Here is a 26611-nt window from a genome sequence, read left to right as displayed (position 1 = left end):
TGTTTTTCCACAACTTTTATTTTTCAACTTCTTGGAAATTGGAATTCGGTAAACTCAACACAGCACAGGTAGAGCGACTCAACGCTATGCTCTCTCTTAATCATGTAAATGAAAATAACAATGTGCAGGCTGCTTTTCTACACAAACAAACCGTGAAAAAGCAGCCTGCACTTTGTTATCGCTTATTTAAACCATTTCTTCAACGCGCCCACGCGTGAAATCAACAGCCAATCCAGTAAAGCTATGACTGCAATTGCCACCAAAGCAGTCGGGAAAATCGCGGCAACAATCAGCAAAACGATGGCTGCGGTTTTCCATGTTGGCAAATCGTGTCCTTGCGCTGGCGGACACAATGCTGCGCCAGTTGGGCGGCGTTTCCACCACATGATATAGCCGCTCACACACATAAAAATGACTAGCAAGCAGAATACGACATTCAACGCTACGCTCCACCAGCCCATTGTTCCCATGTGAAAGGCAATGCTGGCTGCCATAAATTGTCCAAACCAAGGGTAGTCGTCAAATTTGATGTCTGCCAACACTTTGCCGCTGTATTTGTCTATGTGCATGGTGCGATCGGCGGTTGGGCTGGGGCTGTCATAGCTCATGGAATCTTGGTTCAGCGTCCATACACCTGTTTCGCCTTTGGGGAAATACAGTTGATAACGCCCCACAAAACCGCTTTCGCGCGCAAATCTGTCCACCGTTTCCAGCGTCATGGGCACGTCTGGCGCAATGCCGTCTTTGCCCAAAGTAGTGCCAGACACAGGCATGGGCGTTAATTCCAGCACCCATGGGATTTCTTTGGTTTTGCCATCGTTCAATTCGCTGTGCAACGGTGCGGATTTAGGGATTGGCTCAATGCCCCATTTGCCAGCAGGAAATTGTGCCGACCACGCTTGCACCACTTTGCCGCCCCAAATGCCTGCCCAAGCCATGCCCGACAAACAAAACAGCAATAACATCAACGAAATATAGCTACCAAACACGCCATGCAAACCGCGCCAAACCGAACGCCCCTGCCCCAATTTGCCTGTGCCGAGCATTTTCGGTACGCTGCGTTGGCGCGAACACCACCATAAATACCAGCCCGATAAAATCATCAGCACGGTTAAGGCAGCGGCTGTTTCCAGCAAATAATCGCCTGTTTTGCCCAACAAAATATCGCCGTGGATTTCGTCCATCAAGTGATACCAATCTTGGTTGCGCGGATAGGTTTTGACCACTTGGGCGGTGTATGGGTCAATCGCCACCATGGTTGCTTTGCCCTCGCCATTGTTTACGCGGAACACCGCCACCATATCTGCCGCTCGTGGCGCGATGTATTGCACCACCATGCCAGAATCTTTGTCCACCGTATCCAATGCCATTTGCGCTTGTTCTGATAGCGGTTTGACTGTTTGCAACACGGGGACGGTAATGCGTTCGCCGTCTCTGCCGCTTGTGTGGGCGAATAAAATCATTGCCAAGCCTGTTGCCGCCAGCAACATCAAAAACGGCGCAATCAAAATGCCTGTGTAAAAATGCCAACGCCATAGCGTTAAATAACGCTGGCTGTTACTTGAAGTGTTTGCCGATTCTGCCATAGCGATTGTTCCTAAAATAATCGTTTAAGTTATATCTTAACAAAAAGCAACATTATAACAACAAGCGTTAAATATTATCAAAATGGATAGGCTTAATTATGTGGATTAAATGCACGGCGTTTAATTTAAATCAAACGAAAAAAGTGCAGGCTGCTATTTGTGGATTTCAAAAGCAGCCTGCACTTTAATTTATATTGTTTATTTACGCATTTGCCAACACATCGGCAATCACATCTTTTGCGCCATCGTCCGCCAATTTTTTGGCTACGGCGCGACCCAGTGCATCGGCATATTCGGCTGGGGCTTGTGCTTGCACGGTCAGCATAACCGAACCATCTGGGTGCGCCACCAAACCGTGCAGCGTTAAAACGCCGTTGTCGTCTGCGGTACAATACGCTGCCAACGGCACTTGACAACTACCGCCCAAAGCACGAGCCAAAGCCCGTTCTGCGGTAACGCAAGCGGCGGTTTTGGCGTGATTGAGTGGCAACAGTGTTTGCACTAAATCGGCACGATGCGCGGCAATTTCAATTCCCAACGCGCCCTGCCCCGCGGCTGGCAAACTATCGGCTGGCGACAACACGCTACGAATGCGCTCGTGCAGCTCCAAGCGTTCCAAACCTGCGGCGGCAAGGATAATCGCGTCATAATCGCCGTTGTCCAATTTTGCCAAGCGCGTTTGCACATTGCCACGCAAGGGCTTGATGTTCAAATGCGGAAAACGGGCGCGAAGTTGCGCTTCTCGACGCAGGCTAGATGTCCCTACGATTGCGCCTTGTGGCAAGTCTTCCAATCGCGCGTATTGGTTGGACACGAATGCGTCAAACGGGTTGGCACGTTCGCCAATCGCCACCAATGCAAAGCCTTCGGGCAAATCCATTGGTACATCTTTGATGGAGTGCACGGCTAAATCGGCGCGATTTTCTTGTAATGCGGTTTCCAGTTCTTTGATAAACAAACCTTTGCCGCCAATTTTGGACAGGGTTTTGTCTAAAATTTGGTCGCCTTGCGTGGTCATGCCCAAAATGTCAATTTGGCAATCGGGATACAGCGCTTGCAACTGCGCTTGAATATGGCGAGCCTGCCACATGGCTAACGCACTTTCGCGGCTGGCAATAGTGAGTTTTTTCGGTGCGGTCATGATGTTTTTTCCTAAATCAATCAAAAAAAGCAGCCTGCAAGTTTATCACGATGTGCAGGCTGCTTGTAGTTGGCTCAACTAGCGTTTTTGTCGATTTCGATGCGATACAGCATTTTTTGCGTATCACTGTTAATTAAATCTGCCAGCGTATATTTATCCAAATGGCTCAAAAAGACTTTTAAACCCGAATTCAAAATACCAGCCAAACGACAATGTGGCGAAATAAGACATTCGTTGCGGTCGCCAAAACATTCGACAATGGTGAGCGGCTCCATTAAGCGCACCACTTCGCCCACATTGATTTCGGCAGTAGGTTTACCCAAGCGCAAGCCGCCGCCTTTGCCGCGAATACTATACAAAAAACCGCCTTTAACCAGCGCGGTTACAACTTTCATTAAATGGCTTTTGGAAATGTTATACACTTTGGCGATTTCGGCGATATTAACCAAGCCGTCATCGTTGATGGCAGCGTAAATCAAAACGCGCAAGGCGTAGTCGGTTTGTTGAGTTAGGTGCATGATAGTGGTCTTGTAGGTTAAAATAAGGCTAGTGCTAAAAAAGCAGCCTGCAATGGAGTTTTATTACGCTGGCACTATATACCCAATTAAAACAAACAACAAGAAAGATGAGCAAAAAATGAAACGACATTCGCTTTTAATCAAACTTTCGCAGGAACATCATCACACTTTGGCGTTGTGCGTACGCATTTTGCGCGACCCTGCTGCCAATCATCAGCAAGACATTACCGCGCATTTTGTGGACTTGGAAGCACATTTTGCCGAAGAAGAAACGCTGTTTGCGCCGTTGTGGGACAAATTAAATCGCCCCGATTTGCGCCAACGCTTTGAGCAGGAACACGCTCAACTGCGCCATTTGTATGCCACCGCGCAATTTAATCATGCCGATTGGAATACCGAATTTGCGACATTGTTGCGCGACCATGCACGTTTTGAAGAACGCGAATTGTTTAATGTGATACAAGATACGGTGTTGCCAGCAGAATAACGCGCAACGTAGGTCGGTGTCTCCAACCCGACAAAGCAGCCTGCACTTTTTTGAAAGAATCCAACATGACTCGCCGTCAAAGTTTTTTGATTTTAACTGTCTTATTTTCACTACTGTTTATTGCGCTGATTGGTGCAGGCAGCTATTTGTTGTCTATCCAAAGCAAGCAATATGGTATTGCGGCGTTTTTGTTTGCCTTTGGTGCAGCGTTTGGGCAAATCGCTTGCTTGGCGTTGTATGTACGACAAATGGCACGAGACAAAGCCGCTCAAATCGCCCAAAATCAGCAACAGCCGTCTAAATAAATTTGAAAGCTCGCCATGTCTGAAGCCCTATTCCACACCAGCTGCCCTAGTTGTGGCGCACCCATACACACGCATTCTGCTACTGCCGTTACGGTGGTGTGCAGCTATTGCAACAGTATGCTCGTGCGCCAAGACAGCAGCCTGCACGACACAGGGCGCGACAGTACTTTGTTGCAAGACTTTTCGCCACTGCAAATTGGCACAACAGGCAAATACGCCAATCGCGGCTTCACGCTGATTGGGCGTTTGCAAGCGCAATACGATGCAGGCGTGTGGAACGAATGGTATGCCTTGTTTGATGACGGTTCGCACGGTTGGTTGTCGGAAGCAGGCGATTTGTATGTGTTGCTGTTTGCCGTGTTGCCGCCCAATTCCATTCCCGAATTTGCCAGTATTCGCGCTGCCGAAACCACAATTAGCCACAGCAAACGCTTCATTGCCAGCGATGTCCGCCAAATCGTGCTAGACCAAGCAGCGGTGCAAGGCGAATTGCCGTTTGTCGTGCCAAACAAAATGCACAATCGAGTTGCCGATTTCCGTTGCGAAGAGCAATTTATGACTTTGGACTACGGCAGCGAACCGCCACAATGCTTTGTTGGACGCACCGTTGCGCTTGCCGATTTATCGCTTGCCAACACGCGCACCGATGAACAAATCCGCCAAAGTGCAGGCAGCCTGCGCGGCACACGAGCCGCAGAACAATGCGGTAACTGCGGTGCGCCGATGCACTGGGTACGCGGTATAACCCACACCGTTATTTGCGCCAGCTGTGGCAGCGATTGGGATTTGAGTAGTGGCAAAGCAGAACTGCATTCGGCAAACTCCATGCGCCTTGCCCAAGAAGACGCGCTGCCTTTGCCATTGGGGCAACAAGGCACGTTAAACGGCATTCGCTATACCGTGATTGGCGCGGTGTATCGCGTAGAAATCAACGCGGTTGATGCCCGCTTGGCATTGGAAAACACGCCCCAATTAGGCGTAGTGCCACAAGGTTGGTGGCGCGAATATTTGTTGTATTCCATGCAACACGGCTTTGCATGGCTGGTAGAAACATCGGACGGCGAATGGAGCTTATCGCAAACGCAGGCTGCTTTTCCGCGCCTAAACGCACACGGCGAACCACAAGGTGCAGCATTTTTATACGATTATGGCGGACAAGTTGCCTTTGCAGCAGGCGCGTTTTACTGGCATATCCGCAAAGGCGATGTACAGCTATACCGCGACTACCGCGTGGGCAACGGCAAACTCTCCGCCGAAATTTCCAACAGCGAATTGGCATGGAGCAAAAGTACACCGATGACTTATCGCACCATTGCCCAAGCCTTTGGATTAAAAGTACAAACCACGCAATACACCGCCAAAATGGAAGCGGACAAAGTAGAACCCAGCACGGTGTGGTACACGATTGCCGTGTTTGTACTCATCAATTTGCCAGCCTTGTGGACAACCGATGATGTGTTTAGCGTGTTGTTCATATCGAGCATTGCGATTTGGATTTTGTACTCTATGGCTGGATTAAATGAGGATCAAACCATGTCCAAACCGATGTATTTGATTTTTGCTACCATTGTGATTTTAGGCGCAACTTTTATGAATTATTCCACCAGCAACGACAATGGCAACGGTTCACGCAGCTACATCGGCACAGGCACAAGTGGCGGTGGTTTTTCGGGCGGACACAAATGACAGCATATTTCCCCGGACAACACGGTTTGCTGGATTTGTATGATTGCGATGCCGCAATTTTGTGCCAACCAAGCAGCCTGCAACGCGCTTTACATCAAGCCGCACAAAGCGTGGGCGCAACCATTTTGTTTGACCATTTTCATCATTTTGGCGCAGGTGGCGGCGTAACAGGCGTGTTGTTGCTGGCGGAATCGCACATCAGCATTCACACTTGGGCAGAACACCGTTTTGCAGCGGCAGATATTTTTGTGTGTGGCGAACTCAATCCACAGCCAGCCATTGCCGTATTGCAGGCTGCTTTGGCGGCAGAACGGGTTGTGTGGACGCAATATGCGCGTGGCGAACAAATCGTGCAAAAAGTGCAGGCTGCTTTGGTTGAATTGTAACCATAGGTATCTACACAAATTTATTAGCTTGTTTATTGTGAAAATTTTGAATATTCAGCGTGTGCAACATAAACATAGTTTACATTTTTCCCTAAGGACATCGTTTACACCTTCAAGGTTTAGCATGCCAGTTCATTGCAGGTTGTAACTTCCCTTCTCGCTCATCAAACTGACCGAGAAAATGGAAACGATAAAAAATATGCCAAACACCATCAGCATAAGGAACAAAGGCTACTGCCTCATGCGCTAACACTTGGCTTAAATAGTAAGTTTTACCTTGCCATTTAATTTCACCACTGCCTTTTACTTGGCGCAGATGAACACCATCACCGTAATCATAAGGCTCTATCTTGCCCGTATATAAACGTGTCGAGTGTGTGTAGCATTGCGCAGGTGTTTGACGGTCAATCCCTTCGTGAGAAGGTTCATGATTGTATTCATGAATACATGCTTTGATAAACAGGGTACGTTGTTGCATGATATTCGTTTTATTCCAAGGCATTGTGCTACTTTCATCATTCATGTTGGTATGTTGATGAGAGTTTACTGAATGGAATGTAAACGATGTCTTCGGGTTGTGATGTAAACTATGTTATCATGTTGTACCCACGCTTTGATTCGCTCTCTGCCCTTTGAACTTCGGGCAATATATAAGGTTTCAGCCTGCACTTTTGAGTTTACAAAAAGTGCAGGCTGCTTTGATTTTGTTTACAATATGCGCCGTTCAAATGCAAAGAAAGCGATAGTCTTATGGTATGGTCTAAACAAAAAATACACAAAGCAGCATGGTTCGTGGGCGTGGTTTTATGCGGCGTGATGGGCTACGTGGGTTGGCAGTTCATTCAAATTGCCGAACAAAGTGCTGCCAATATCAAAGACAATGTGGCGCAGCCCGTGCCTTTGCCGCAAACCGATTGGCGCATGAATCAAGCATCTGCGCCTGCATTTGAATACAGTAGGGCGAGCGAACCCGAAATCAACCCAAGCAATGGCAAAGATACGCTAATACAGCAAGGTACATTGATTCAGCAGGACAACGGTTTGAATTTGCAAATTAAATTGCACAATCAAGCCAAATTTGACATCGGGGCGGTGCATATCAAAGTAACGATTTATGCAGACGACAAAAAAACGGTATTAGGCACGATTAAATCGCTACCAATTAAATTGGAGAGCGCGTTGCCGATTGCAGAAGAAACCGTAGCAACCGTGCATTTGGGCAATCCCGATTGGTTGCAGGCTGCTTTGTTGGCGCAAAACAAAAAAGCTTTGGTGCAAATCATTGCCGTGAGTGATATGAATCTGCCCGATATTGGCTATCCACAAAACAGCAAAAATGTGTGGTTGAGCGAATTGCCCAATATTGCCAACGCAGACAACAATCAAGCCCCAGAAATCGCCAACAACGACAACCGTATGCCGACTGCTACGGACGAAACAGAAACCCGTGCCAAGCCAAATGAAGACGCGGTTGATGCCATTTTAAAAGACTATTATGCTGCACCAACAGGCGAATCGCGCGTTTTATCGCATGAAGTCAAACAAGGTGTGCAGCCTGCACCCGATGCAGACAAACCCTAAACAGGAGTAAAAAATGTTAAAAAACAAAAAAGTATTGGTAGCAGGGCTGGGCGGAACAGGCTTGTCGGTTTTGGCATATTGCGCCCACATTGGTGTACAAGCCGCAGGCTACGATGCCAAACTTTCCGATACCCAACGCGCCAATCTAACCGAAAAATTTCCCCAATTCCCCTTGCATTCGGGCGATTTGCAGGCTGCTTTGCGTGATTACGATGTGCTGGTGTTAAGCCCAGGCATCACACGCCGCCAGCCAGCCATTGTCGCGTTTGAACAGCGCGGCGGCAAAGTGGTGGGCGATGTCGCTATTTTGGCGGATTTATTGCGCGGTCAGCCCGACAAAATCATCGCCATCACAGGCAGCAACGGCAAAACCACCACCACCAGCTTGGTTGGACATTTGTGCCAACAAAGCGGTTTGGACACTGTTATCGCAGGCAACATCGGCACGCCCGTGTTGGAAGCGTGGTTGGAGCGACGAGGCAAGCCAGCCGATGTGTGGGTGCTGGAACTATCCAGCTTCCAGCTAGAAACCACCGATTGCCTGAACGCCACCGCCGCCACTTGCCTGAATATTTCCGAAGACCACCTAGACCGTTATGACGATTTATTGGACTACGCCCACGCCAAAGACCGCATTTTCCACGGCGACACCGTGCAAGTGCTGAATGCAGACGACGTATTTTGTCGCGCCATGAAACGCGACCACCGCACCGTGCATTATTTTTCGCTGACTCAATCGCAAGATTACCATTTGGACGCAGCCACAGCGCAGCTCAAACATCGCCAAGATAACCTGTTGCCACAAAACGCGATTCCATTGCAAGGCAGCCACAATGCCGCCAATGTGTTGGCAGCGTTGGCATTGTGCGAAAGCATTGGCATGGAACGCGAAACCCTGTTGTGCCATGTCCAAACTTTTAAAGGCTTGCCCCATCGCGTAGAAAAAGTGGGCGAAAAAAATGGCGTGGTGTTTATTGACGACAGCAAAGGCACAAACGTGGGCGCAACCGTTGCCGCGATTGCAGGTTTGCGCGAAAAAATTTGGCTGATTGCAGGCGGCATGGGCAAAGGGCAAAATTTCACGCCCCTGCGCGATGTATTGCAAGGCAAAGCAGGCGCGGTATTTTTGATTGGCGTGGACGCACCCCAAATCGCCCAAGATTTAGACGGCTGCGGCGTAGATTTGATTTTCTGCGACACCTTGCCCCAAGCGGTACAACAAGCGTTTTCCGCCGCGAAATCAGGCGAAATTGTGCTGTTGAGCCCCGCTTGTGCCAGCATGGATATGTTTAAAAACTACGCGCACCGTTCCGAAGTGTTTGTTGAAGCAATGAATGCGTTGTGATGCGTTAAAAAAGTGCAGTCTGCTTTGAATGATAAAAAAGCAGCCTGCAATTATGTGGTTTGTGTTTAGTAGCAGCCGTAGATACTGTCGCTCAAGTCAATCCCAAAAACTAAGAACCTGTATTCACAAGCAACTATTTGATAAATTTTAATATTTGTGAAACATGCCCTAGTTTAACAAAATTTTCAGCAGATAAATTCGTCTGCTCAAAATCTTTTGCTAAACGTCGAGACCAACCTAACTATGCAAACGTTCGTTCTACAATCCAACGTTTGGGCAGAATATGCCAAGAAATATCTTGAATTCTCTTTGAAATCTCAACAGTTAAACCCAATTGCTCTGATATATGTCGCTTACGGCCTTTGATTTTTTTACCTCCATCAAAACCTTTATCATGTGCGCTAGAAGCTGTTTTGACACTTTGTGAATCAATAATGGCATAAGTTGGCATCGCTTGTTTTTGATGGATTAAACGTTTTTTTGAACCAATGCCAAAAGAATTCTATCCCATAAGCCTGATTGATTGGCTCTGCGATAGAAACTCCATACGGTTGAATAAGGTGGAAAATCATTGGGCAGCATACGCCATTGGCAACCTGTTTTGGTGATGTACAAAACGGCATTCACTAATTGACGTTTATCCCATTTGTAGTGGCGTAGCTGGTTAAAATGTGGCTCAATCGCTTGCCATTGGGCATCTGTTAAGTCTGTTGGGTAGGATTTTCTAGTCATAAAGATATTTTATCATTTTTGTGAATACAGGTTCTTATGATTGCCTGAACGTGTGCTTGACGATTGTTGATGATATACTGTAACATTTTTACTTTCTTGAGCCTAAATTTGCACATTAAATATGAATTATATTAAAAATCAAAATCTTGCTTCTATTTTCTTTTTGATGTTCATCAGTCAATATGGTTATGCCGATGACATCAGCGAACAAGCCTTACCCACCGTAACCGTCAAACAAAAACGCCTGACACGCAGCGACAACCTGCTCAAAGGGCGCAAAACCAGCGACCGCGTTATCAAAGGCGAACAATTCCGTTCGCGCGGCAGTACCATCGGCGAAGCCCTCAACCAGGAATTGGGCATTCACGCCAATTCGTTTGGGGCTGGAGCGAGTGCGCCGATTATTCGCGGTCAGGAAGGCAAACGCATTCGCGTGTTGCACAATCACGCCGAAACAGGCGATATGTCCAATATGTCGCCCGACCACGCCGTAATGGTAGACAGCATCTTGGCAAAACAGATTGAAGTGCTGCGCGGTACGCCAACCTTGCTGTACAGCTCGGGCAATTCGGCAGGCGTGGTTAATGTCATTGACAACAAAATCCCCACTAAGCTGCCTGAAAAAGGTTATGAAGGCGAAGTCGGTGCGCGTGTCAGCAGTGCGAATTTGGAAAAACTCACGGCAGGCGGCATCACTTTTGGTTTGGGCAAGAATTTTGCCGTCCACGCCGAAGGCATGTATCAAAAAGCAGATAATTACCGTGTGCCGTATTTTTCCTATGGCGGTCAAACACATAAGCGCGTGCCAGATACTTGGGCAAAATCACGCAACGGCAGTTTGGGCTTTTCGTGGTTGGGCGAACGCGGTTACTTGGGCGCAGCGTATTCCGAACGCCAAGACCGTTACGGGCTGCCTGCACACACCCACAAATACGACAATTACAGCATAGACATTTTGTGGGAAAGTCGCCGCATCATGAAACGCTATTTGCGTTATTATCCGTTTTTGGCAGACGAATCGGATATTGATTTTGAAAATCCGGGTTTATCGCTGAATCACACGCATATTCCAGGTGAATCACACGCCGATGAAGCGCACGACCACACACACGGCAGAGCGTGGATCGACCTGAAAAGCAAACGCTACGACTTGCGCGGCGAATTGAAACAGCCGTTCAAAGGCTTTGATTTACTGCGAACCAGCATCAGCTACACCGATTACCGCCACGATGAAAAAGACGGCAAAACAACGGAAAATTTCTTTAAAAACAAAGGGTATAATGCACGTTTGGAGTTTGTTCACAAACCAATTGGCAACTGGCAAGGCATGTTTGGTGTGCAGCACAATACGCAGAAAAGCAGCGCGTTTTCGCCTGCTTCGCAAGTTGCTCCCAAAGGCGCACAGCAATTGTTACACGACAACCGCAGCACACAGACCGCCTTATTTGGCATTGAACAATATCAAGGCGACAAACACGGTTTTGAAGTGGGTTTCCGCGCAGAAAAACAAAAAATTACTATTGATTATGATATTGATTTAATTAAGGAAAATAATTCATTTAATTTCCCCTTGCCCAATCTGAATCCGCACAAAGAGAAAGCGTATTCGTTTGCTGCCAGCTACAATTGGTATTTTGCGCCCAAACATCAGCTCAGTATCACAGCTTCGCATTTGGAGCGCATTCCCAATTCGCAGGAACTGTACGCGCACGGCAAACACATCGCCACCAATTCTTTTGAAGTGGGCAACAAAGATTTGACCAAAGAGCGTTCCAATAATTTTGAAATCGGCGTGAAATATTCAGGCAGCAAGTGGGATTACAACGTCAATGCCTATTACAACCGTTTCAGCAACTACATTTACCTGCTGACTATGAATGACGGTCGCGGCCCCAAATCATTGGACGAAGAGTTTCCATTACAAGTAAACCGTTATTATCAGGCAGGAGCGCGTTTTTACGGCTTGGAGGCGGCTGTGGGTTACCGTTTCAATCCCAAATACAAATTAACCATATTCGGCGATTATGTGAACGGCAAATTGGTCAATATTCCCAAAACAGGTGCGGAATACGATTGGTGGGACGAAGTCGTAACCAAATGGCGCGAACACCCAGACCGTCCGACACCACGTTTGCCGCCTTTGCGTTTGGGTATGCGTTTGGACATGAATTTCAACGACAAATGGCAAGCTTCGCTGGATTTCCACCGCATGTTCTCACAAAACAAAACCAGTTATCTGGAACAACCTACCAAAGGGCATAATATGTTGAATGCTGATTTGTCTTATCAAAACAAATACAAAGGTCTAGACTACAAAATTTACGGCAAAGCGGACAATCTGCTCAATGCAAAAGTGTACCGCCACGCCACGTTCCTGCCCTACATTCCGCAAACAGGACGAAACTTCACCGCAGGCGTGAATATCCGTTTCTGAACGAACAGGCAGCCTGAAAACGGATTTTCCCGACTTTCAGGCTGCCTGAAACCGCTGTTATGAAATATCAAATCATTGAAATCATTTTTAAAAAAGGGGCTGTCCTAGATAACTAGAATAAACTCGATTTTACTAATTGTTTTAAAATAGAAATTTGAACTTTTATCTCACTGTTGTTAAAACGCCATTCGCACTCCTTTAAATACAGCTCAAATGCTCTTTGGGAATGCCGTTAAACTTGCGTAAATGACGTTTTGCTTGATTCTAAAAGTTCTCAATTCCATTGATATGGTTTTGTCGTTCAGCAAAATGTGTACTGTGATTGATACGAAAACGAAGTTTCAGCAAAGCTAAAATGGCTTTGTCGCTTACATCTAATACATCATAGCTACGATAACAATCCGTATAAATCTTGCCATTTCGCTTCAAGAGCCCGAATACAGCGACTTTTCCAGCAGCCCCACGACTGCGTTTACCTTTGCGTTGTCCACCAAAATAACTTTCATCTGCTTCTACTTCGCCATCAAACATTTCTAAATGTGGACTGTTTTGATAAATAAGTAATCGTAAACGATGAAAATAATAGGCTGCGGTATTTTTATTAACACCTACTAACTCTGCTGCTGTTCTTGCAGTTACACCTGCAACAAATAGCTCAATGAGTTTATTTTGTTTGTACTGACTTAGACGACTTTTTCGCATAGGGATAATTCTAACTTAATTTGAATTTTCCTAGTTATCTAGGACAGCCCCTAAAAATTATCCGAAGATAATTCAAACTGCGCCACATTATCTTTTTCAGGCTGCGTCCCTTCGGACGTGCTGCGCGACCTGAAAAATCCCAATTTCTCATGCAATTTCAAACTAGCGATATTGTGCGGTAAAACTTGCCCGATAATTTTCGCCGTGCCCAATTCCGCAAACGCCCATGCCAAAGCCAGCCGCCCCATGCGTGAACCTTGTCCACGCGAACACGTTGGCGCGAGATAGAAACCCCATTCCCACGCATTGTCTGATTGGTGCGTAAAACTCACATAACCTTGCGCGACACCATTTACTTGATAAATCAACATGATAAAGTCAGGATTGCCCAACTGTTTCGCAAACCAAGCCGCGTGATTTTCCCAAATCAATTCATCGGTGTTAAACATAAATTTCCGAATATCGGCATGATTGCGCCATTCAAAAATTTGGCGACAATCGTCCAATGTGGCGCGGCGAATGTTGGCGAAATCCGCGTTTTTCGTTAAATCTTCAATGTGTTGCGCGACACGTTTTGCGCCAAACGCATCACACAAACGCGCCGCTTTTTCCGACATTTGCGCCAAATGTTCAGGCTGCCTGAAAAAAGCCACGCATTCGGTAAATTTTGGCGTGTCAATTTCCTGTGCGTGTAGCGAAATCGCCGCGCCAACTTGTTGTAATTGTTCGGCAATCGTGCGTTGATTGTCGGCAATCACCAGCAGCAAAGTCGGCAAACCCAAACAGCAACGCTCCCAAGACGTGCTGCCAGCCGCGCCAATCGCCCAATCGGCTTGCGCCATCAGTTCCGCCATATTGTTTGCGTTTACAAGCACTTGGCACTCAAACGGTGCGGTTTCGGCGAATTGGCGAATGCTGTTGATGTGGGGCGCGGTTTTGCCCATAACTATGGTAATTTTCAGGCTGCCTGAATTTTGTTTTTTCAATGATTTCAATATAGATAGCGTGTAATTGTCTTTGTCTACGCCGCCTAAATTGATTAACACATTTTGCGTTTGCAGGCTGCCTGAAACGGTTTTTCTTCGCGCTAAACTGGTTTCGCAGAATGTCGCAAATTCATCACGCAACAGCGCGTATCGTGTGCCAGCCAACACGCGGCAGGTTTCAGGCAGCAAGTGGGCGTAATCTTGCGCGGTGTGGGCGTGGTTTTGGTCAAGCAGCAAATCGGCGGCATGTGGGCGGTCGTGTAAATCGTCTATCACCATGATTTTGCTGCCACAAATATTTTTCGCGGCGGTCTGCCAAATCGCGGAAAGCGCGTAATGGTCGGCGATAATCCAGTCGGGCGACAAGGCGCGAATGTGCGGTTCGCAATCGACAATATCTTGCGCTTGCGTTGTGCCGAGCCATGCGGAATGGGGGAATTGGGGTTCGTTTTCGGTTTGCAGGCTGCCTGAAAATTTAGGCAGCAACACGCATTCAAAGCCTTGTTCGCGCACAAAATCTGCCAAATGCCCAACGTGTTCGCGTGTGATAAATTGCACGAAATGCCCATTTTCGCGCAAGGTTTTGGCGAGCGTTAAGCAGCGCATGATGTGTCCGCTACCGATTTGTAAACTAGCGTCTGTGCGGATTAGGAATTTCATGTTTGTGTAACCTTTCAGGCTGCCTGAAATTGCGTTAATTGTTCTTGTAAATAATCCATGAAAATGGTTGCTGTGCGTTCATCATAACCCGCCAAAACCAAAAAAATGGTTTGTCCGCATGTCATTTTATTTAAATAGGCAATGAAATGGGGCATAGCTTTTAATTGAACAAGATATTTTTCAGGCTGCTTGGTGTGAACAATAATCATATATTGACCATAATGGCGAAGTTCAAAAGCATTAATATCTTGCCATTCAATCAACTGGTTGTATTGATACATGCTGCGATTGACGATACCTTGTTCTGTTACTTCAATGTTGGGTTGCTTGTTTAATATCTCGCGTAACCAAGCCAAGGTCAACAGGATAAAAAAAACAACACCAAAAAGGAATATAACTGCATGAAAGTTATCACCATTGTAAATAGCAGCTTTGGTATAGCGGATACTGAGAAAGACAAATACGATAGAGCCGATTAAACATAGCCATTTTCTTTTTTTGGCAAAATAAATTTTTGAATAGTCATAACTCATTGTTTTATCCTTTCAGGCTGCCTGAAAAATCATTTCCAAATTCCGCCAACACATGCCACATCATTTCTGCACGTGTCCAATCTTCCAATGTATCAATATCTTGCACCCGATAACGCGGCAATTTGACCGCAACGCTGTGGCTATTGAAAATCGGTTTTTGCGCCAACCAAGCCATCGCCGTTCCCCAATAAAATTGCCCAGCATCGTGCCACGCTTCGGGCAAATCTTGCGAGCGCACCGCGAAATTTTCAGGCGAAAACATGGAAACCGTGCCATTTTCTGCCAATTTCAAAGCGCGTTGAATCGGAAACGGAAAACTGGTTACACTAAACGCAAATTCCGCCTGATTGTCGCGCAAAGCAAGCAAACCGCGTTGTAAATCATCGGCTTGCACAAATGGCGCAGTCGCGTACAAACAACACGCGCTGTCGCCTTTCCAGCCGTTTTTCTGCATAAAATCAATTACATGGACGACAACCGCGCCTGTTGTAGCGAAATCGTCCGACAATTCGGCTGGACGCGTAAATGGCACGGTTGCGCCATATTGTTGCGAGATGTCGGCGATTTCCGCGTCATCGGTGGACACGATGATTTGCTCAAAGCAGCCTGAATTTTGCGCGGCTTGAATGCTGTGGGCAATCATCGGTTTGCCGTTGAATAATTTGATGTTTTTGCGCGGAATGCGTTTGCTGCCGCCACGCGCTGGGATAATGCATAAGGTCATGATGTTTATTTTTTAAATCAATAAAATATAAATTTGCAGGCTGCTTTATGAGACGGTTTAAAAAGCAGCCTGCACTATATTATGTATAGTGAAATGAAATAAAAATAGGATAAGGCGACAACGTCCGCCGTGTGCAAATAGCACATAAGGACGTTGGCAACACCGTACTATTGCGATTTCATTTCACTATAACAGACAATTTGCAGCATTTTAGGGCTTATCCACTTTTCAGTCTATTGGAAAGCGAGTAAAATCGCGCCCATTTTAATCCGCACGTTAAACAACGCAGAGACGTGTTATTTCATAAACCTGTATAGGAGCATTCATCATCGCACAGCAAGAACGCGAAGCACGAATCAACGGCGAAATCACCGCCAAAGAAGTGCGTTTAATTAGTGGCGAAGGCGAGCAACTTGGCGTAGTCAGCATCAAGCAAGCCTTGGCAATGGCAGAAGAACAAGACGTGGATTTGGTTGAGATTTCCCCAACCGCCAAACCACCTGTTTGTAAGTTAATGGATTTCGGCAAATACAAATACGAACAATCCAAAAAACGCGACGAAGCCAAGAAAAAGCAAAAGCAAGTCCAAATCAAAGAAATCAAGTTCCGCCCAGGTACAGATGACGGCGATTACAACATCAAAATGCGTAAAATCCGCGAATTTTTGGGCGATGGCGACAAAGTTAAAATCACGTTGCGCTTTCGTGGACGCGAAATGGCGCATCAGGAATTGGGCGCACAGTTGCTAGAGCGCATCAAGGCGGAACTTGCCGAAGAAGGACAAGTGGAGCAATTTCCAAAGCTAGAAGGTCGCCAAATGGTGATGATGGTTGCACCCAAGAAAAAATAACAGTATAATTTCGCGCTTTCCTAATTCAACGCTGCGTTAGGAAAGCGTTTATTTGAGCAGCGAAAAACCGTGGTTGTGGGTTTTTAAGCATTGATTTAGTTTGTGATTCAATCGCCTACAATCTTATCTAATAAGTATATGGAGTTATCCCATGCCTAAAATGAAAACCAAGTCTAGCGCGAAAAAACGCTTTAAAGTCTTGGGCAATGGTGGTGTAAAACGCGCTCATGCGTTCAAACGTCACATTTTGACCAAAAAAACCACAAAAAACAAACGCCAATTGCGCGGCACTTCTATGGTGAACGAACGCGATTTGGCTTCTGTTGCTAAAATGTTGCCCTACGCTTAATCAAGGAGTTGAACTATGCCACGCGTTAAACGCGGTGTTACCGCACGTGCTCGTCACAAAAAAGTGATTGCGTTAGCCAAAGGCTACCGCGGTCGTCGTAAAAATGTCTATCGCATTGCTAAACAAGCAGTAATGAAAGCTGGTCAATATGCGTACCGCGACCGTCGCCAACGCAAGCGCCAGTTCCGCCAGTTGTGGATTGCTCGTATCAATGCGGGTGCTCGTCAAAATGGCTTGTCATACAGTAAATTCATGAACGGTTTGAAACGCGCTGCAATCGCATTAGACCGCAAAGTATTGGCTGATTTGGCAGTATTTGATAAAGCAGCGTTTGCTCAATTAGTTGAAAAAGCAAAAGCAGCTTTGGCTTAATCGCTAATCTAAACAAGCAAGGAAATTCGGATTTCGGGTTTCCTTGCTTATTTTTATATGGGTTGTGCTATGAAATTAACCACACCGCCACTTGCGCCCAAAGTGGTACAAACTTTGGCAACTTTGCAAATCCATACCGCAGAAGATGTGCAGGCTGCTTGTCCTTGCCGTGCTTTTTTGTTGCTCAAACAAACAGGGCTAACAGTCACGCAAAGTGTTTTTTGGCAACTGGTCGCCATTAGTTTGCACAAAACGGTGGCGGATTTGAGTGACCCAGAAAAGCAATATTGGCAACAAAAATTGGAACAAACGCCGCCTGTTGCGATTTTTCCAGCACAAGCAGAAATGGAACGATTGATGCAGGCTGCTTTGGTGCAGGCTGCTTTGGCGGCGGAATGTGGCGAAGTACCTGTGGGCGCGGTGGTGGTGCATCGTGGCGAAATCATCGCACAAGCGCACAATCGTTGTATTGCGGATTGCGACATCGGTCGTCATGCCGAAATGAATGCGCTGGCATTGGCTGGCAAGACGTTGGGCAATTATCGTTTGGCGGATTGCGATTTGTATGTGTCGTTAGAGCCGTGTACGATGTGTGCCAGCGCGATGATTCAAGCGCGAATACGGCGCGTGATTTTTGCGGCAAGCGAGCCGAAAACAGGTGCGGCTGGAAGTGTGATAAACTTGTTTACAAACAGTCAATTAAATCAACATACAGCGGTTTTAGGTGGCATTATGGCAACCGAAGCGCAGCAGCAGTTACAGGCATTTTTCGCGCAACGCCGTCAGCAAAAAAGATAGGAAAACGTGATGCAACTGATTTTATGGCGACACGCCGAAGCCGAAATTGGCGAACAAGATTTGGTTCGTGCTTTAACTGCGAAAGGGCGCAAACAGGCGAAAAAAATCGCGGCGGAACTGCACAAGCGTTTGCCTGAACACTACGATTTGTGGGTGTCCGAAGCGGTGCGTAGCCAGCAAACGGCGGCATTTTTGCAACATGATTGGCAAGTGCAGGCTGCTTTCAATCCTGATGAAGATGTACAGCCTATGTTAGCAAAGTTGAATGCAGCGCGATTATCGGGCGTGCAAACTTTGGTGTTGGTGGGGCATCAACCTTGGATTGGCGATTTATGTGCTTATTTGCTCAACCAAAATTGGAACGCAACGGCATATTGGTCGGTCAAAAAAGGGGCGTTTTGGTGGTTTGATTGCCAAGGTGAATTGGGCGTTGCGCCTGTTAAATTGCGTTTGATGCTTGCACCTGCTGAAATTTAAAATTTGTCAAGCGTTTTGCGGTTTTCTTGGCGTGTTTTTACACACAAACTGTGGTTTTTAAGTCAAAAATGTGTATAATTGACTGCGTTTCGCACCCAATGTGGCGCGAATAATACGATAAGAAGAAAGGGAAAAGAATGAATTTCGCATTACCCATTCCTAGCGGTCATGGCAGCTTGGAGCAATACATTCACACCGTCAATAATATTCCGATGTTGTCGCTGGAAGAAGAAGTGGGTTTGGCAGAACGCCAAATCAAGGGCGATTTGGAAGCGGCAAAAAAATTAATTTTATCGCATTTGCGCGTGGTGGTATCGATTGCGCGTGGTTACGATGGCTACGGTTTGAATCAGGCGGATTTGATTCAAGAAGGGAATATTGGTTTGATGAAAGCCGTTAAACGCTACGAGCCCAATCACGGGGCGCGTTTGTTTTCGTTTGCGGTGCATTGGATTAAGGCAGAAATTCACGAATTTATTTTGCGTAACTGGCGATTGGTGCGCGTGGCGACGACCAAACCGCAGCGTAAATTGTTCTTTAATTTGCGTAGTATGCGTAGCAGTTTGAGCGCGTTGTCGCCCAAAGAAGCACAAAGTATTGCCGATGATTTGGGCGTGAAATTGTCCGAAGTCATGGAAATGGAACAGCGCATGACGGGACGCGACATTGGTTTGCTGGCAGACAACAACGATGATGACGATGCAGCATTTGCACCAATAGAATGGTTGAGCGATGCCAGCCACGAACCAAGTCAGCAGTTGGAACGCAAAGCGCACTATGCTTTGCAAACCGATGGCTTGCAGGCTGCTTTGGCGCAGTTGGACGAGCGTAGTCGCCGCATTGTGGAAACGCGCTGGTTGCAAGACGAAGGTGCTTTAACTTTACACGAATTGGCAGCCGAATACGGCGTATCTGCCGAGCGCATTCGCCAAATTGAAGTCAAAGCCATGCAAAAACTCAAAGCCTTGTTAGCTGAACAAGCTGATGATTTGATTGATTAAAATAGATAAGAAAAGCCCAAGAGCCGTGTTGATTCTTGGGCTTTTTTCATATTACAGTTTGTGGCACATATCGCCAAACACAAACCCCTGCCAATCCACATCAACCTGTTTACCAAAAGCCATCACTTTAAACAATTCGCCCATTTCGTGTTGCGCGGTCAGTTGTTGCACAGCAAAAGCAGCCTGCACATATTCCTTGCTATCGGTTTGCGGATAATCCTGCGCCAAATAATCCAAAATCCCCAAATTAAACAAAAAATTAGCCTGAATGGTATAGCCAATCAAATCCAAACCAGCCGAGCAGCCTGCATCAGCAATATCACTAAAATTAACGTGCGCGGTCAAATCGGTTAAGCCCACGCAATAAAACGGGTCGTGAATACTGTGGTGTTTGTGATGCCCAATAAGCGTGCCGTCCTGCCTCTGTGGGTGGTAATACTGCGCCGCGTTAAAACCGTAATCAATCCAAATCATCGCGCCACGTGTCAATTTTTGCGCCAATGTGGTGATAAAAGCGTGCTGGGTCAAATGCAATTCGCTGGTATAAGGCGCAATTTCGGGGAAATATTGCAAAGCAGCCTGCACCATATCTTGCTTATCTAATTCTTTGTATTCCAATAAAAATTCATTATTTTGATGTTGAACATAGGCGCGTTGCCATTGTCCATTTTCGGCGCGGCGTATGCGTTCGATTGGCATCGCGTCCAACACTTCGTTGCCCAATAACACGCCGTCTAGCGTGTCGGGTAATTCGCCAATCCAACGAACTTTGTGCAAGAAATCGGGCGCGTGTTGGGCGATGTAGTCGCGCTGTCTGGCGACTAAATCGGGCGACAATTCAACAATATAATAATGTTGCAGGCTGCTTTGACAATGCGCGAGCAGTTGCGCTGCCAATACGCCTGTTCCTGCACCAAATTCGTATAAATTGCCTGCGGTTTGCGGCAACAGCGTTTGAATTTGTTTGGACAAAGTTTTTGAAAACAAAGGAGAAAGTGTGGGTGCGGTTATAAAATCACCGCCTGCACCAATTTTGTGTGCGCCGCCTGTGTAATAGCCCAAACGCGGTGCATACAACGCCAATTCCATAAAACGCGAAAACGGAATGCTGCCATTTTGCGCGGCAATTTCTTGGGCAATGACTTGATGCAGGGCTTCGCTGGCAGCTTGCTCGTCTGCGGAAAGTGTGGGGATTTGAATGTTTTGCATACAGTTAAAATTTGTAAAAAAATAAATCAAAAAGCAGAAATAAAACGCGACGAATTTTAGTGCAAACATTCTGCACAGCTTGTTTTATTTGAAAATTTTTGTTGATGTGGATAAAAGTAGGTGCAAAAAGCAGCCTGCACATCAAAAAAGAGACAAATAACCTAAAAATTATTGTTTAAAACCGAAATCTTACGCTTGGTTGTTGGTTTGACCAATCGTTTTTTTTTGCTTATAGTACAGCGTGGTGGGGCGAAGTGGTGCAAAGTGTATCACTTTTCCAAAATATTTAACTAACCGTAGCGCATTAAAATGTTTCGTGGCACACATGAATTAACCATAGACCCGAAAGGACGTTTGGCAATCCCAGCCAAATTCCGCGAGGCTTTGTCACGCCATTTTTATGCCGAAGATGATTCGCCCAAATGGGTGGCAACGCTAGACAAGCGCGAACGTTTGCTGTTTTACCCCGAATGCGAATGGGAAAAAGTTGAACTTAAATTATTGAATTTAAACACCAATGGCAAGCCAAACTTGCAGCTATACCAAAATTTGCTGCTGCACAATGCCGACACGTTGGAAATGGACAGCGCAGGACGGGTTTTGTTGCCACCCAATTTACGCCGCTTGGTCAATTTTGATAAAGACGTAACCTTGGTTGGGCGCGTGAATCGTTTGGAATTGTGGGGGCGTGAACAAAAATTAGCCGAAACCGAAGCGGCGTTGTCCATTAACCCAGATGAATTGAACTTGGATTTGAGCCAAACCGATTTGCAATTATGAATACACAAACTTTTGAACATATTACGGTTTTGCTGCACGAAGCGGTGGCTGCGCTCAATATTCAACCCAATGGCGTGTATGTCGATGGTACGTTTGGACGTGGCGGGCATTCGCGCTTGATTTTGTCGCAACTGGGCGAACAAGGTCGTTTGATTGTGTTTGATAAAGACCCGCAAGCGATTGAAGTCGCCCAAAAATTAGCGCAACAAGATGCGCGTGTGAGCGTGGTACATAACGGTTTTGCAACTTTTGAAGCAGCCTGCACCAATTTGGGGCTAGATAAAATTGACGGCGCGTTGTTTGATTTGGGGATTTCATCGCCACAAGTTGATGACGGTTCACGCGGATTTAGCTTTCGTTTTGATGCACCGTTGGATATGCGTATGGATACCACGCGCGGACAATCGGCAGCAGAGTGGCTGGCGGTGGCTAGCGAACAGGAAATACACGAGGTAATCAAAAATTATGGTGAAGAGCGGTTTAGTCGCCAGATTGCGCGCACCATTGTGGCGCAACGCAGCGAAAGTCCCATCAATACAACCCGCCAGTTGGCGGCGATTACGGCACAATGCGTCCGTAGTCGCGAACGCGGTCAAGACCGCGCAACGCGTACGTTCCAAGCCATTCGCATCTTTATTAACCGCGAATTGGACGAAGTGGAACAAGTCTTGCCGCAAGTCGTCAATCGGTTAAATGTGGGCGGACGTTTGGCGGTGATTGCGTTTCATTCGTTGGAAGACCGCATTGTGAAGCAGTTTATGCGCCAACACAGCAGTCACGCGCCTTTGCCAAAATGGGCTGCGATTAAGGAAGCAGATTTGCCACAACCGCCATTGCAGTTAATTGGCAAAGCCAGCAAAGCCAGCGTGCAGGAAGTACAACACAATCCACGCGCCCGTTCGGCGGTGCTGCGTGTAGCAGAACGCACAACTGGGCAGTTTGATGTGCAGGCTGCTTTGTAAACAAAGGCAACACAATGTTTTCTAAAATAAATTGTATTTTGTTGATAGCAGTAACCTTGTCGGCTTTGTATGTAACCGACTTACGTTTGGGGATTAAACGCCAAACGCATTTATACGCCAAAGGTCAAGAAGAAGAAATCCGTTTGAATCAAGATAAAGCGGAATTGACGTATGAACGAAGTCGCTTAACCGATGCCCGTGCGATTGAACAAGCAGCCGAAATGATGAAAATGCACCAACCAACCGAAAAGGATACTGTATCGGTGCAATATTGAATGTAACTATTTAAAATATTTGATGAAAAAATGCTAATTCGTAATGAACATAAGCCTTACATGGCACAGAAAGAAGTAAAAACACCTTTGGTTGCCCAAGGTGGCGGACGCTTGTCTTTGTTGTTTTGCTGCATTGGTGGCGTATTTGCGACTTTGCTGGGATATAGTTTTTTGGTTCAAAGCAAATACCACGATGAATTAAATTCCAGTAGCGAAGCGCGTGTGGTTCGCAGCATTCGTGAGCCTGCTTTGCGCGGTGTGATTACCGACCGCAACGGCACACTTTTAGCGGTAAGCCGTTATATGAAAGTGGCAACGTTTAATCCAAAGGCGATTTACGAACCCAAACGCAAAGGCGATGCAGTTAATTGGAATGTGATTTCTGACCAACAATTTGCTCAATTAGCGGATTTGTTGAAATTACCCGAAGCCGAAGTACGCACCAAATTGAAAGATACAACCAGCCAATATGTGCAATTTAAAACCGAATTGTCTTTGCAAGAAGCCGATAAATTAAAGGCTTTGCGTATTCCTACTTTGCGTTTTGAAGAGCGTTCCGAGCGCACCTATCCAACAGGCAATTTGTTTTCGCACATTGTCGGTTTTGCCAATAGCAATGGCAAAGGTTTGGAAGGCTTGGAATTTAGCCAAAATGAACAATTAACAGGTTCAGATGGCAAACAAATTGTGTTGCGCGACCGACATCAAAATGTAGTAGAACTGATTGATTCGCCAGAAAATATATCAGCCAAATCAGGTCAGACCATTACCCTATCGCTAGATGAACCGATGCAGCGTTTGGCACGCGAGCAGTTGCAGGCTGCTTTGACCCAATTCAATGCCAAAGCAGGCGGTGCGGTGGTTTTGGACGCGCAAACAGGCGAAGTGTTGGCAATGAGCAGTTTGCCTGATTACGATGCCAATTTTTACGAACAATATCCCGAAGAAAATCGCCGTAATTTTGCTGTGGGTGCGATATTAGAACCTGGTTCTGTGATGAAGCCCTTTGTTGTGGCAAAGGCTTTGGACGATGGCAAAATCACACGTGATACTTGGTTTAACACCGAATCATATCAAGTTGCTAATAAAATGATTCGCGACTCTCATGCTTATAAGTCATTGAATACAGAAGGTATTTTGCAAAAATCTTCTAATGTTGGCGTGAGCAAAATTGCTTCCATGTACGAAAATCAAGATTTGTATGATTACTTTTCATCTGTTGGATTGGGACGTAAAACGCAGTCTGGCGTGGTAGGCGAACAAGTTAGCCCACTGAAAGCGGCACTACAATGGAGTCGTTTGGATAAAGCGGTTATGTCTTATGGCTACTCTATCACAGCCAATTTATTGCAATTGGCACAAGGCTATACAATATTTACCACTGATGGACATCTGATGCCAGCCACAATTTTTAAGCAAGCCCATACACCCAAAGGCGAGCCAGTTCTGAAACCTGAAACGGCAAGATTGATGCGTGAAATGATGATTAGTGTTACCCAAAAAGGTGGCACAGGTCAGGCTGGTGCAGTGGCTGGCTACGATGTAGCAGGCAAAACGGGTACAGCACGAAAAGTAGTCAATGGTCGCTACGAAGGCAAATATCGTTCTAGTTTTGTCGGTTTTGCGCCTGCAAAAAATCCACGATTGATTGTAGCGGTTACGATTGATGAGCCAAGTGGTAGTTATTATGGCGGCACGGTGGCAGGTCCTGTATTCCGCGGCATTATGGCAGGTGGATTAAAACTGATGGGCGTGAAACCAACCTACGCCCCAGCAGAAGCCACCACTCAAACAGCCAAGCGATAATGTATAACAACAGACCTTTGCTGCGCTTGCGTAGCAAGGGTCTTTGCATTGTGCAGGCTGCTTTTGTGTTTTGGAGAAAAAAGCAGCCTGCACTTTATTATATTGATAGAAAAGCATATTTTAAATAAAAATACAAAGGATTAACAAAATGTTTAGCAAAATCGCTACCCCAAAAAATACCGAATTACCCGAATTAAAATACACCGTTTCAGCCAGCCAAACGCTGCATTCGGACAGCCGAAAAATTCAACCAAATGATGTATTTATCGCGTGTCAAGGCGAATACGCGGACGGACGCAATTACATTCAATCCGCGATTGAAAAAGGTGCAGCGTTTGTGTATTGGGACGCGGACGGCGATTTTGTGTGGAATGAAAATTGGCAAATTCCCAACCAGCCGATTGCGGAATTACGCCAACGCGCTGGGATTTTGGCGAATTCAGTTTATGGAAATGTTTCAGGCAGCCTGAACATTATTGGCGTAACTGGCACGAATGGCAAAACGTCAATCACGCAATGGTTGGCACAAGCGATTGATATTTTGGAAAATAAATCTGCCTGCGCGATTATTGGCACGGTTGGGAATGGCTATTGGGGCGCATTGCAAGAAACCACGCACACCACGCCCGACCCTGTTTCCGTGCAAACTTTGTTGCGCCAATTCCAGCAATCGGGCGCGAGCCATATCGCCATGGAAGTGTCCAGCCACGGCTTGCACCAATTCCGCGTAAATGGCGTACCATTCCAAACCGCCATATTTACAAATTTAACGCGCGACCATTTGGACTACCACAACAGCATGGAAGAATACGGTGAAGCAAAAGCGCGATTATTCCATTGGCAAGGCTTGCAAAACGCGATTATCAACAGCGATGATGAATTTGGCGCAAAATTGGTTGCTGAATTAAAACAAAGCAGCCTGCACGTTTATTCTTACGGTTTCAACGAACACGCCGACATCAAAATCACAGAATTTGTGGCGAACACGCAAGGCATGAAAATTGGTTTGCAAACACCTTGGGGCAATGGCAGCGTACAAACGCGCTTGCTGGGGCGATTCAACGCACAAAATTTTGCCGCCGCGTTGGGTGCATTGTGCGCGGAAGGTTACGCGTTTCAGGCAGCCTTAAAGGCATTGGCGCAAATCCGCGCAGCCACAGGGCGCATGGATTGTATTATCAGAGAAAACAAGCCGTTAGTGGTGGTGGATTACGCCCACACGCCTGACGCGCTGGAAAAAGCATTGTCCACTTTGCGCGAAATTCAGCAGCCTGAAAGCCAGCTTTGGTGCGTGTTTGGCTGCGGCGGCAACCGCGACCGTGGCAAACGTCCGTTAATGGGCGCGGTGGCGGCACAGGGCGCGGACAAAGTGGTTGTTACCAGCGACAATCCGCGCATGGAAGACCCAAACGCAATTATTGCTGACATCTTGCCTACCGTACCCAATGCTGCCTTGGTGCAAGTGGATAGACAAACTGCGATTGAGCAAACCATCGCGCAAGCAGCACCGCAAGACATTGTTTTGATTGCAGGAAAAGGACACGAAACCTACCAAGACGTGCAAGGCGTGAAACATCATTTTTCAGATTTTGAAATTGCTCAATTGGCGTTGGTGAAATGTTGATTTTTCAGGTGACCTGAAAGGATAGATTAAGAAAATGGAAGCATTATTGAAACTTATACCAATTTTTGCATTTTTAGTTGGTTTGTATAAAACGTATTACGATGTATTTTCAAAAAGAGAAATTTCTAATTTTGAACAGATGAAAAAATATTTTTGTGGTGAAAAAGCGGAAAGTTTAAAAAAAGAACCTGAATATATAAAGGATATGTTTTGTCAGACAATTTCTTTTTTGAAAGGTCATAAGCACAAAGATATGTCTTATTTATTAGAAAATAAAAATTTAAATTTATTTGATTTAAAGG

General features: G+C 46.3%; 27 protein-coding genes and 3 pseudogenes. 20 read left to right on the top strand and 10 right to left on the bottom strand.

All coding sequences use genetic code 11. The features are described from left to right. The coding region (locus tag BQ5809_RS10965) for a hypothetical protein (protein ID WP_159429008.1) at nucleotides 1-218 on the top strand (218 nt) is incomplete at its 5' end. On the opposite strand, the gene BQ5809_RS05545 is transcribed toward BQ5809_RS10965, so the two are convergent. The 3 genes from BQ5809_RS05545 to BQ5809_RS05535 all read right to left on the bottom strand — a co-directional run bounded on the left by BQ5809_RS05545 (nucleotide 183) and on the right by BQ5809_RS05535 (nucleotide 3245). Continuing rightward, entirely contained in the window at nucleotides 183-1586 is a 1404-nt protein-coding gene (locus BQ5809_RS05545; protein WP_003787863.1) for a PepSY-associated TM helix domain-containing protein, read from the bottom strand. The two genes, BQ5809_RS10965 and BQ5809_RS05545, sit on opposite strands and share 36 nt — an antisense overlap. Before the next feature lie 202 nt (nucleotides 1587-1788). Then, entirely contained in the window at nucleotides 1789-2727 is a 939-nt protein-coding gene (gene hemC / locus BQ5809_RS05540) for a hydroxymethylbilane synthase (RefSeq protein ID WP_003787862.1), read from the bottom strand. A gap of 74 nt (nucleotides 2728-2801) precedes the next feature. Continuing rightward, on the bottom strand, nucleotides 2802-3245 hold the full coding sequence (locus BQ5809_RS05535) for an Rrf2 family transcriptional regulator (protein WP_003787860.1): 444 nt from the start codon (nucleotides 3243-3245) through the stop codon (nucleotides 2802-2804). Nucleotides 3246-3363: 118 nt separating this feature from the next. Here BQ5809_RS05535 and BQ5809_RS05530 point away from each other — a divergent pair, with 118 nt between their 5' ends. The 4 genes from BQ5809_RS05530 (at nucleotide 3364) to speD (ending at nucleotide 6109) form a co-directional block, all read left to right on the top strand. Continuing rightward, nucleotides 3364-3732: a hemerythrin domain-containing protein gene (locus BQ5809_RS05530; RefSeq protein WP_026036294.1), complete on the top strand. Its 369-nt coding sequence runs from the start codon at nucleotides 3364-3366 to the stop codon at nucleotides 3730-3732. Between the two features lie 65 nt (nucleotides 3733-3797). Beyond that, entirely contained in the window at nucleotides 3798-4037 is a 240-nt protein-coding gene (locus tag BQ5809_RS05525; protein ID WP_003787856.1) for an NGO_0222 family membrane protein, read from the top strand. A gap of 15 nt (nucleotides 4038-4052) precedes the next feature. Next, a complete protein-coding gene (locus BQ5809_RS05520; RefSeq protein WP_003787854.1) occupies nucleotides 4053-5723 on the top strand; it encodes a DUF4178 domain-containing protein in 1671 nt (556 codons plus the stop codon). After that, the gene (gene speD, locus BQ5809_RS05515; protein WP_003787852.1) at nucleotides 5720-6109 is read left to right on the top strand and encodes an adenosylmethionine decarboxylase; all 390 of its coding nucleotides are present in this window, start codon (nucleotides 5720-5722) and stop codon (nucleotides 6107-6109) included. Before BQ5809_RS05520 ends, speD begins: the two co-directional genes overlap by 4 nt. Nucleotides 6110-6221: 112 nt before the next feature. On the opposite strand, the gene BQ5809_RS05510 is transcribed toward speD, so the two are convergent. Next, nucleotides 6222-6587 (bottom strand): transposase, encoded by a 366-nt coding sequence (locus BQ5809_RS05510; RefSeq protein ID WP_231954137.1) that lies wholly within the window; start codon nucleotides 6585-6587, stop codon nucleotides 6222-6224. A gap of 272 nt (nucleotides 6588-6859) precedes the next feature. On the opposite strand from BQ5809_RS05510, the gene BQ5809_RS05505 reads away from it, so the two are divergent. Beyond that, the gene (locus tag BQ5809_RS05505; protein ID WP_003787848.1) at nucleotides 6860-7690 is read left to right on the top strand and encodes a hypothetical protein; all 831 of its coding nucleotides are present in this window, start codon (nucleotides 6860-6862) and stop codon (nucleotides 7688-7690) included. Nucleotides 7691-7703: 13 nt separating this feature from the next. Further along, nucleotides 7704-9035 carry a UDP-N-acetylmuramoyl-L-alanine--D-glutamate ligase gene (gene murD, locus BQ5809_RS05500; RefSeq protein ID WP_003787846.1) on the top strand — a complete coding sequence of 444 codons (1332 nt, stop codon included), beginning with the start codon at nucleotides 7704-7706 and terminating at the stop codon, nucleotides 9033-9035. A 133-nt stretch (nucleotides 9036-9168) separates the two neighbouring features. On the opposite strand, the pseudogene BQ5809_RS11550 reads toward murD, so the two are convergent. Next, a pseudogene (locus BQ5809_RS11550) lies at nucleotides 9169-9767 on the bottom strand (IS5 family transposase). Nucleotides 9768-9888: 121 nt separating this feature from the next. Between BQ5809_RS11550 and BQ5809_RS05485 the strand changes: the two are divergent. Beyond that, nucleotides 9889-12201 carry a TonB-dependent receptor gene (locus BQ5809_RS05485; protein WP_003787845.1) on the top strand — a complete coding sequence of 771 codons (2313 nt, stop codon included), beginning with the start codon at nucleotides 9889-9891 and terminating at the stop codon, nucleotides 12199-12201. 112 nt (nucleotides 12202-12313) lie between these two features. Here BQ5809_RS05485 and BQ5809_RS05480 read toward each other — a convergent pair. From BQ5809_RS05480 to pseF, 4 genes and pseudogenes are all read right to left on the bottom strand, one after another. Next, nucleotides 12314-12903, bottom strand: a pseudogene (locus BQ5809_RS05480) (transposase). A 50-nt stretch (nucleotides 12904-12953) separates the two neighbouring features. After that, nucleotides 12954-14549, bottom strand: coding sequence for a UDP-2,4-diacetamido-2,4,6-trideoxy-beta-L-altropyranose hydrolase (gene pseG, locus BQ5809_RS05475; RefSeq protein WP_003787840.1), 1596 nt, complete (start codon nucleotides 14547-14549; stop codon nucleotides 12954-12956). 14 nt (nucleotides 14550-14563) lie between these two features. Further along, the gene (locus tag BQ5809_RS05470) at nucleotides 14564-15082 is read right to left on the bottom strand and encodes an STM3941 family protein (protein WP_003790873.1); all 519 of its coding nucleotides are present in this window, start codon (nucleotides 15080-15082) and stop codon (nucleotides 14564-14566) included. A gap of 4 nt (nucleotides 15083-15086) precedes the next feature. Beyond that, a complete protein-coding gene (gene pseF / locus BQ5809_RS05465) occupies nucleotides 15087-15806 on the bottom strand; it encodes a pseudaminic acid cytidylyltransferase (protein WP_003787837.1) in 720 nt (239 codons plus the stop codon). 328 nt (nucleotides 15807-16134) lie between these two features. Between pseF and infC the strand changes: the two genes are divergently transcribed. The 6 genes from infC to rpoH all read left to right on the top strand — a co-directional run bounded on the left by infC (nucleotide 16135) and on the right by rpoH (nucleotide 19653). Next, entirely contained in the window at nucleotides 16135-16656 is a 522-nt protein-coding gene (infC, locus tag BQ5809_RS05460; RefSeq protein ID WP_111694452.1) for a translation initiation factor IF-3, read from the top strand. A 151-nt stretch (nucleotides 16657-16807) separates the two neighbouring features. Continuing rightward, on the top strand, nucleotides 16808-17005 hold the full coding sequence (gene rpmI / locus BQ5809_RS05455; protein WP_003787833.1) for a 50S ribosomal protein L35: 198 nt from the start codon (nucleotides 16808-16810) through the stop codon (nucleotides 17003-17005). A 15-nt stretch (nucleotides 17006-17020) separates the two neighbouring features. Then, entirely contained in the window at nucleotides 17021-17377 is a 357-nt protein-coding gene (gene rplT / locus BQ5809_RS05450; RefSeq protein ID WP_003787832.1) for a 50S ribosomal protein L20, read from the top strand. Nucleotides 17378-17446: 69 nt separating this feature from the next. After that, entirely contained in the window at nucleotides 17447-18175 is a 729-nt protein-coding gene (tadA, locus tag BQ5809_RS05445) for a tRNA adenosine(34) deaminase TadA (RefSeq protein ID WP_032827804.1), read from the top strand. Between the two features lie 9 nt (nucleotides 18176-18184). Continuing rightward, the gene (locus BQ5809_RS05440) at nucleotides 18185-18652 is read left to right on the top strand and encodes a SixA phosphatase family protein (RefSeq protein ID WP_003787828.1); all 468 of its coding nucleotides are present in this window, start codon (nucleotides 18185-18187) and stop codon (nucleotides 18650-18652) included. Between the two features lie 137 nt (nucleotides 18653-18789). Continuing rightward, nucleotides 18790-19653: an RNA polymerase sigma factor RpoH gene (gene rpoH, locus BQ5809_RS05435; RefSeq protein WP_003787826.1), complete on the top strand. Its 864-nt coding sequence runs from the start codon at nucleotides 18790-18792 to the stop codon at nucleotides 19651-19653. Nucleotides 19654-19704: 51 nt separating this feature from the next. Here the strand turns inward: rpoH and BQ5809_RS05430 are convergent, their stop codons facing one another. Further along, a complete protein-coding gene (locus BQ5809_RS05430; RefSeq protein WP_032827803.1) occupies nucleotides 19705-20862 on the bottom strand; it encodes a class I SAM-dependent methyltransferase in 1158 nt (385 codons plus the stop codon). A 309-nt stretch (nucleotides 20863-21171) separates the two neighbouring features. Here BQ5809_RS05430 and mraZ point away from each other — a divergent pair, with 309 nt between their 5' ends. From mraZ to BQ5809_RS05400, 6 genes and pseudogenes are all read left to right on the top strand, one after another. Further along, a complete protein-coding gene (mraZ, locus tag BQ5809_RS05425; RefSeq protein WP_003787820.1) occupies nucleotides 21172-21642 on the top strand; it encodes a division/cell wall cluster transcriptional repressor MraZ in 471 nt (156 codons plus the stop codon). Next, the gene (gene rsmH, locus BQ5809_RS05420) at nucleotides 21639-22604 is read left to right on the top strand and encodes a 16S rRNA (cytosine(1402)-N(4))-methyltransferase RsmH (protein ID WP_003787818.1); all 966 of its coding nucleotides are present in this window, start codon (nucleotides 21639-21641) and stop codon (nucleotides 22602-22604) included. Before mraZ ends, rsmH begins: the two co-directional genes overlap by 4 nt. 14 nt (nucleotides 22605-22618) lie before the next feature. Then, entirely contained in the window at nucleotides 22619-22879 is a 261-nt protein-coding gene (locus BQ5809_RS05415; RefSeq protein WP_003787815.1) for a cell division protein FtsL, read from the top strand. 60 nt (nucleotides 22880-22939) lie between these two features. Further along, nucleotides 22940-24685 (top strand): peptidoglycan D,D-transpeptidase FtsI family protein, encoded by a 1746-nt coding sequence (locus BQ5809_RS05410; protein ID WP_003790893.1) that lies wholly within the window; start codon nucleotides 22940-22942, stop codon nucleotides 24683-24685. A gap of 148 nt (nucleotides 24686-24833) precedes the next feature. Then, nucleotides 24834-26309, top strand: coding sequence for a UDP-N-acetylmuramoyl-L-alanyl-D-glutamate--2,6-diaminopimelate ligase (locus BQ5809_RS05405; protein ID WP_003787809.1), 1476 nt, complete (start codon nucleotides 24834-24836; stop codon nucleotides 26307-26309). A 34-nt stretch (nucleotides 26310-26343) separates the two neighbouring features. Further along, nucleotides 26344-26611 (top strand): annotated as a pseudogene (locus BQ5809_RS05400) (hypothetical protein); the annotation flags it as partial.

The organism is Kingella kingae ATCC 23330 (genome assembly GCF_900111845.1).
GTDB lineage: Bacteria > Pseudomonadota > Gammaproteobacteria > Burkholderiales > Neisseriaceae > Kingella > Kingella kingae.
This window is presented reverse-complemented; position numbering and strand designations above follow the sequence as displayed.

What these genes read in the sequence shown, in the direction of transcription:
- BQ5809_RS05545 (WP_003787863.1), bottom strand. Translation starts at nt 1,586, where the DNA reads ATGGCAGAATCGGCAAACACTTCAAGTAACAGCCAGCGTTATTTAACG.
- hemC (WP_003787862.1), bottom strand. Translation starts at nt 2,727, where the DNA reads ATGACCGCACCGAAAAAACTCACTATTGCCAGCCGCGAAAGTGCGTTA.
- BQ5809_RS05535 (WP_003787860.1), bottom strand. Translation starts at nt 3,245, where the DNA reads ATGCACCTAACTCAACAAACCGACTACGCCTTGCGCGTTTTGATTTAC.
- BQ5809_RS05530 (WP_026036294.1), top strand. Translation starts at nt 3,364, where the DNA reads ATGAAACGACATTCGCTTTTAATCAAACTTTCGCAGGAACATCATCAC.
- BQ5809_RS05525 (WP_003787856.1), top strand. Translation starts at nt 3,798, where the DNA reads ATGACTCGCCGTCAAAGTTTTTTGATTTTAACTGTCTTATTTTCACTA.
- BQ5809_RS05520 (WP_003787854.1), top strand. Translation starts at nt 4,053, where the DNA reads ATGTCTGAAGCCCTATTCCACACCAGCTGCCCTAGTTGTGGCGCACCC.
- speD (WP_003787852.1), top strand. Translation starts at nt 5,720, where the DNA reads ATGACAGCATATTTCCCCGGACAACACGGTTTGCTGGATTTGTATGAT.
- BQ5809_RS05510 (WP_231954137.1), bottom strand. Translation starts at nt 6,587, where the DNA reads ATGCAACAACGTACCCTGTTTATCAAAGCATGTATTCATGAATACAAT.
- BQ5809_RS05505 (WP_003787848.1), top strand. Translation starts at nt 6,860, where the DNA reads ATGGTATGGTCTAAACAAAAAATACACAAAGCAGCATGGTTCGTGGGC.
- murD (WP_003787846.1), top strand. Translation starts at nt 7,704, where the DNA reads ATGTTAAAAAACAAAAAAGTATTGGTAGCAGGGCTGGGCGGAACAGGC.
- BQ5809_RS05485 (WP_003787845.1), top strand. Translation starts at nt 9,889, where the DNA reads ATGAATTATATTAAAAATCAAAATCTTGCTTCTATTTTCTTTTTGATG.
- pseG (WP_003787840.1), bottom strand. Translation starts at nt 14,549, where the DNA reads ATGAAATTCCTAATCCGCACAGACGCTAGTTTACAAATCGGTAGCGGA.
- BQ5809_RS05470 (WP_003790873.1), bottom strand. Translation starts at nt 15,082, where the DNA reads ATGAGTTATGACTATTCAAAAATTTATTTTGCCAAAAAAAGAAAATGG.
- pseF (WP_003787837.1), bottom strand. Translation starts at nt 15,806, where the DNA reads ATGACCTTATGCATTATCCCAGCGCGTGGCGGCAGCAAACGCATTCCG.
- rpmI (WP_003787833.1), top strand. Translation starts at nt 16,808, where the DNA reads ATGCCTAAAATGAAAACCAAGTCTAGCGCGAAAAAACGCTTTAAAGTC.
- rplT (WP_003787832.1), top strand. Translation starts at nt 17,021, where the DNA reads ATGCCACGCGTTAAACGCGGTGTTACCGCACGTGCTCGTCACAAAAAA.
- tadA (WP_032827804.1), top strand. Translation starts at nt 17,447, where the DNA reads ATGAAATTAACCACACCGCCACTTGCGCCCAAAGTGGTACAAACTTTG.
- BQ5809_RS05440 (WP_003787828.1), top strand. Translation starts at nt 18,185, where the DNA reads ATGCAACTGATTTTATGGCGACACGCCGAAGCCGAAATTGGCGAACAA.
- rpoH (WP_003787826.1), top strand. Translation starts at nt 18,790, where the DNA reads ATGAATTTCGCATTACCCATTCCTAGCGGTCATGGCAGCTTGGAGCAA.
- BQ5809_RS05430 (WP_032827803.1), bottom strand. Translation starts at nt 20,862, where the DNA reads ATGCAAAACATTCAAATCCCCACACTTTCCGCAGACGAGCAAGCTGCC.
- mraZ (WP_003787820.1), top strand. Translation starts at nt 21,172, where the DNA reads ATGTTTCGTGGCACACATGAATTAACCATAGACCCGAAAGGACGTTTG.
- rsmH (WP_003787818.1), top strand. Translation starts at nt 21,639, where the DNA reads ATGAATACACAAACTTTTGAACATATTACGGTTTTGCTGCACGAAGCG.
- BQ5809_RS05415 (WP_003787815.1), top strand. Translation starts at nt 22,619, where the DNA reads ATGTTTTCTAAAATAAATTGTATTTTGTTGATAGCAGTAACCTTGTCG.
- BQ5809_RS05410 (WP_003790893.1), top strand. Translation starts at nt 22,940, where the DNA reads ATGGCACAGAAAGAAGTAAAAACACCTTTGGTTGCCCAAGGTGGCGGA.
- BQ5809_RS05405 (WP_003787809.1), top strand. Translation starts at nt 24,834, where the DNA reads ATGTTTAGCAAAATCGCTACCCCAAAAAATACCGAATTACCCGAATTA.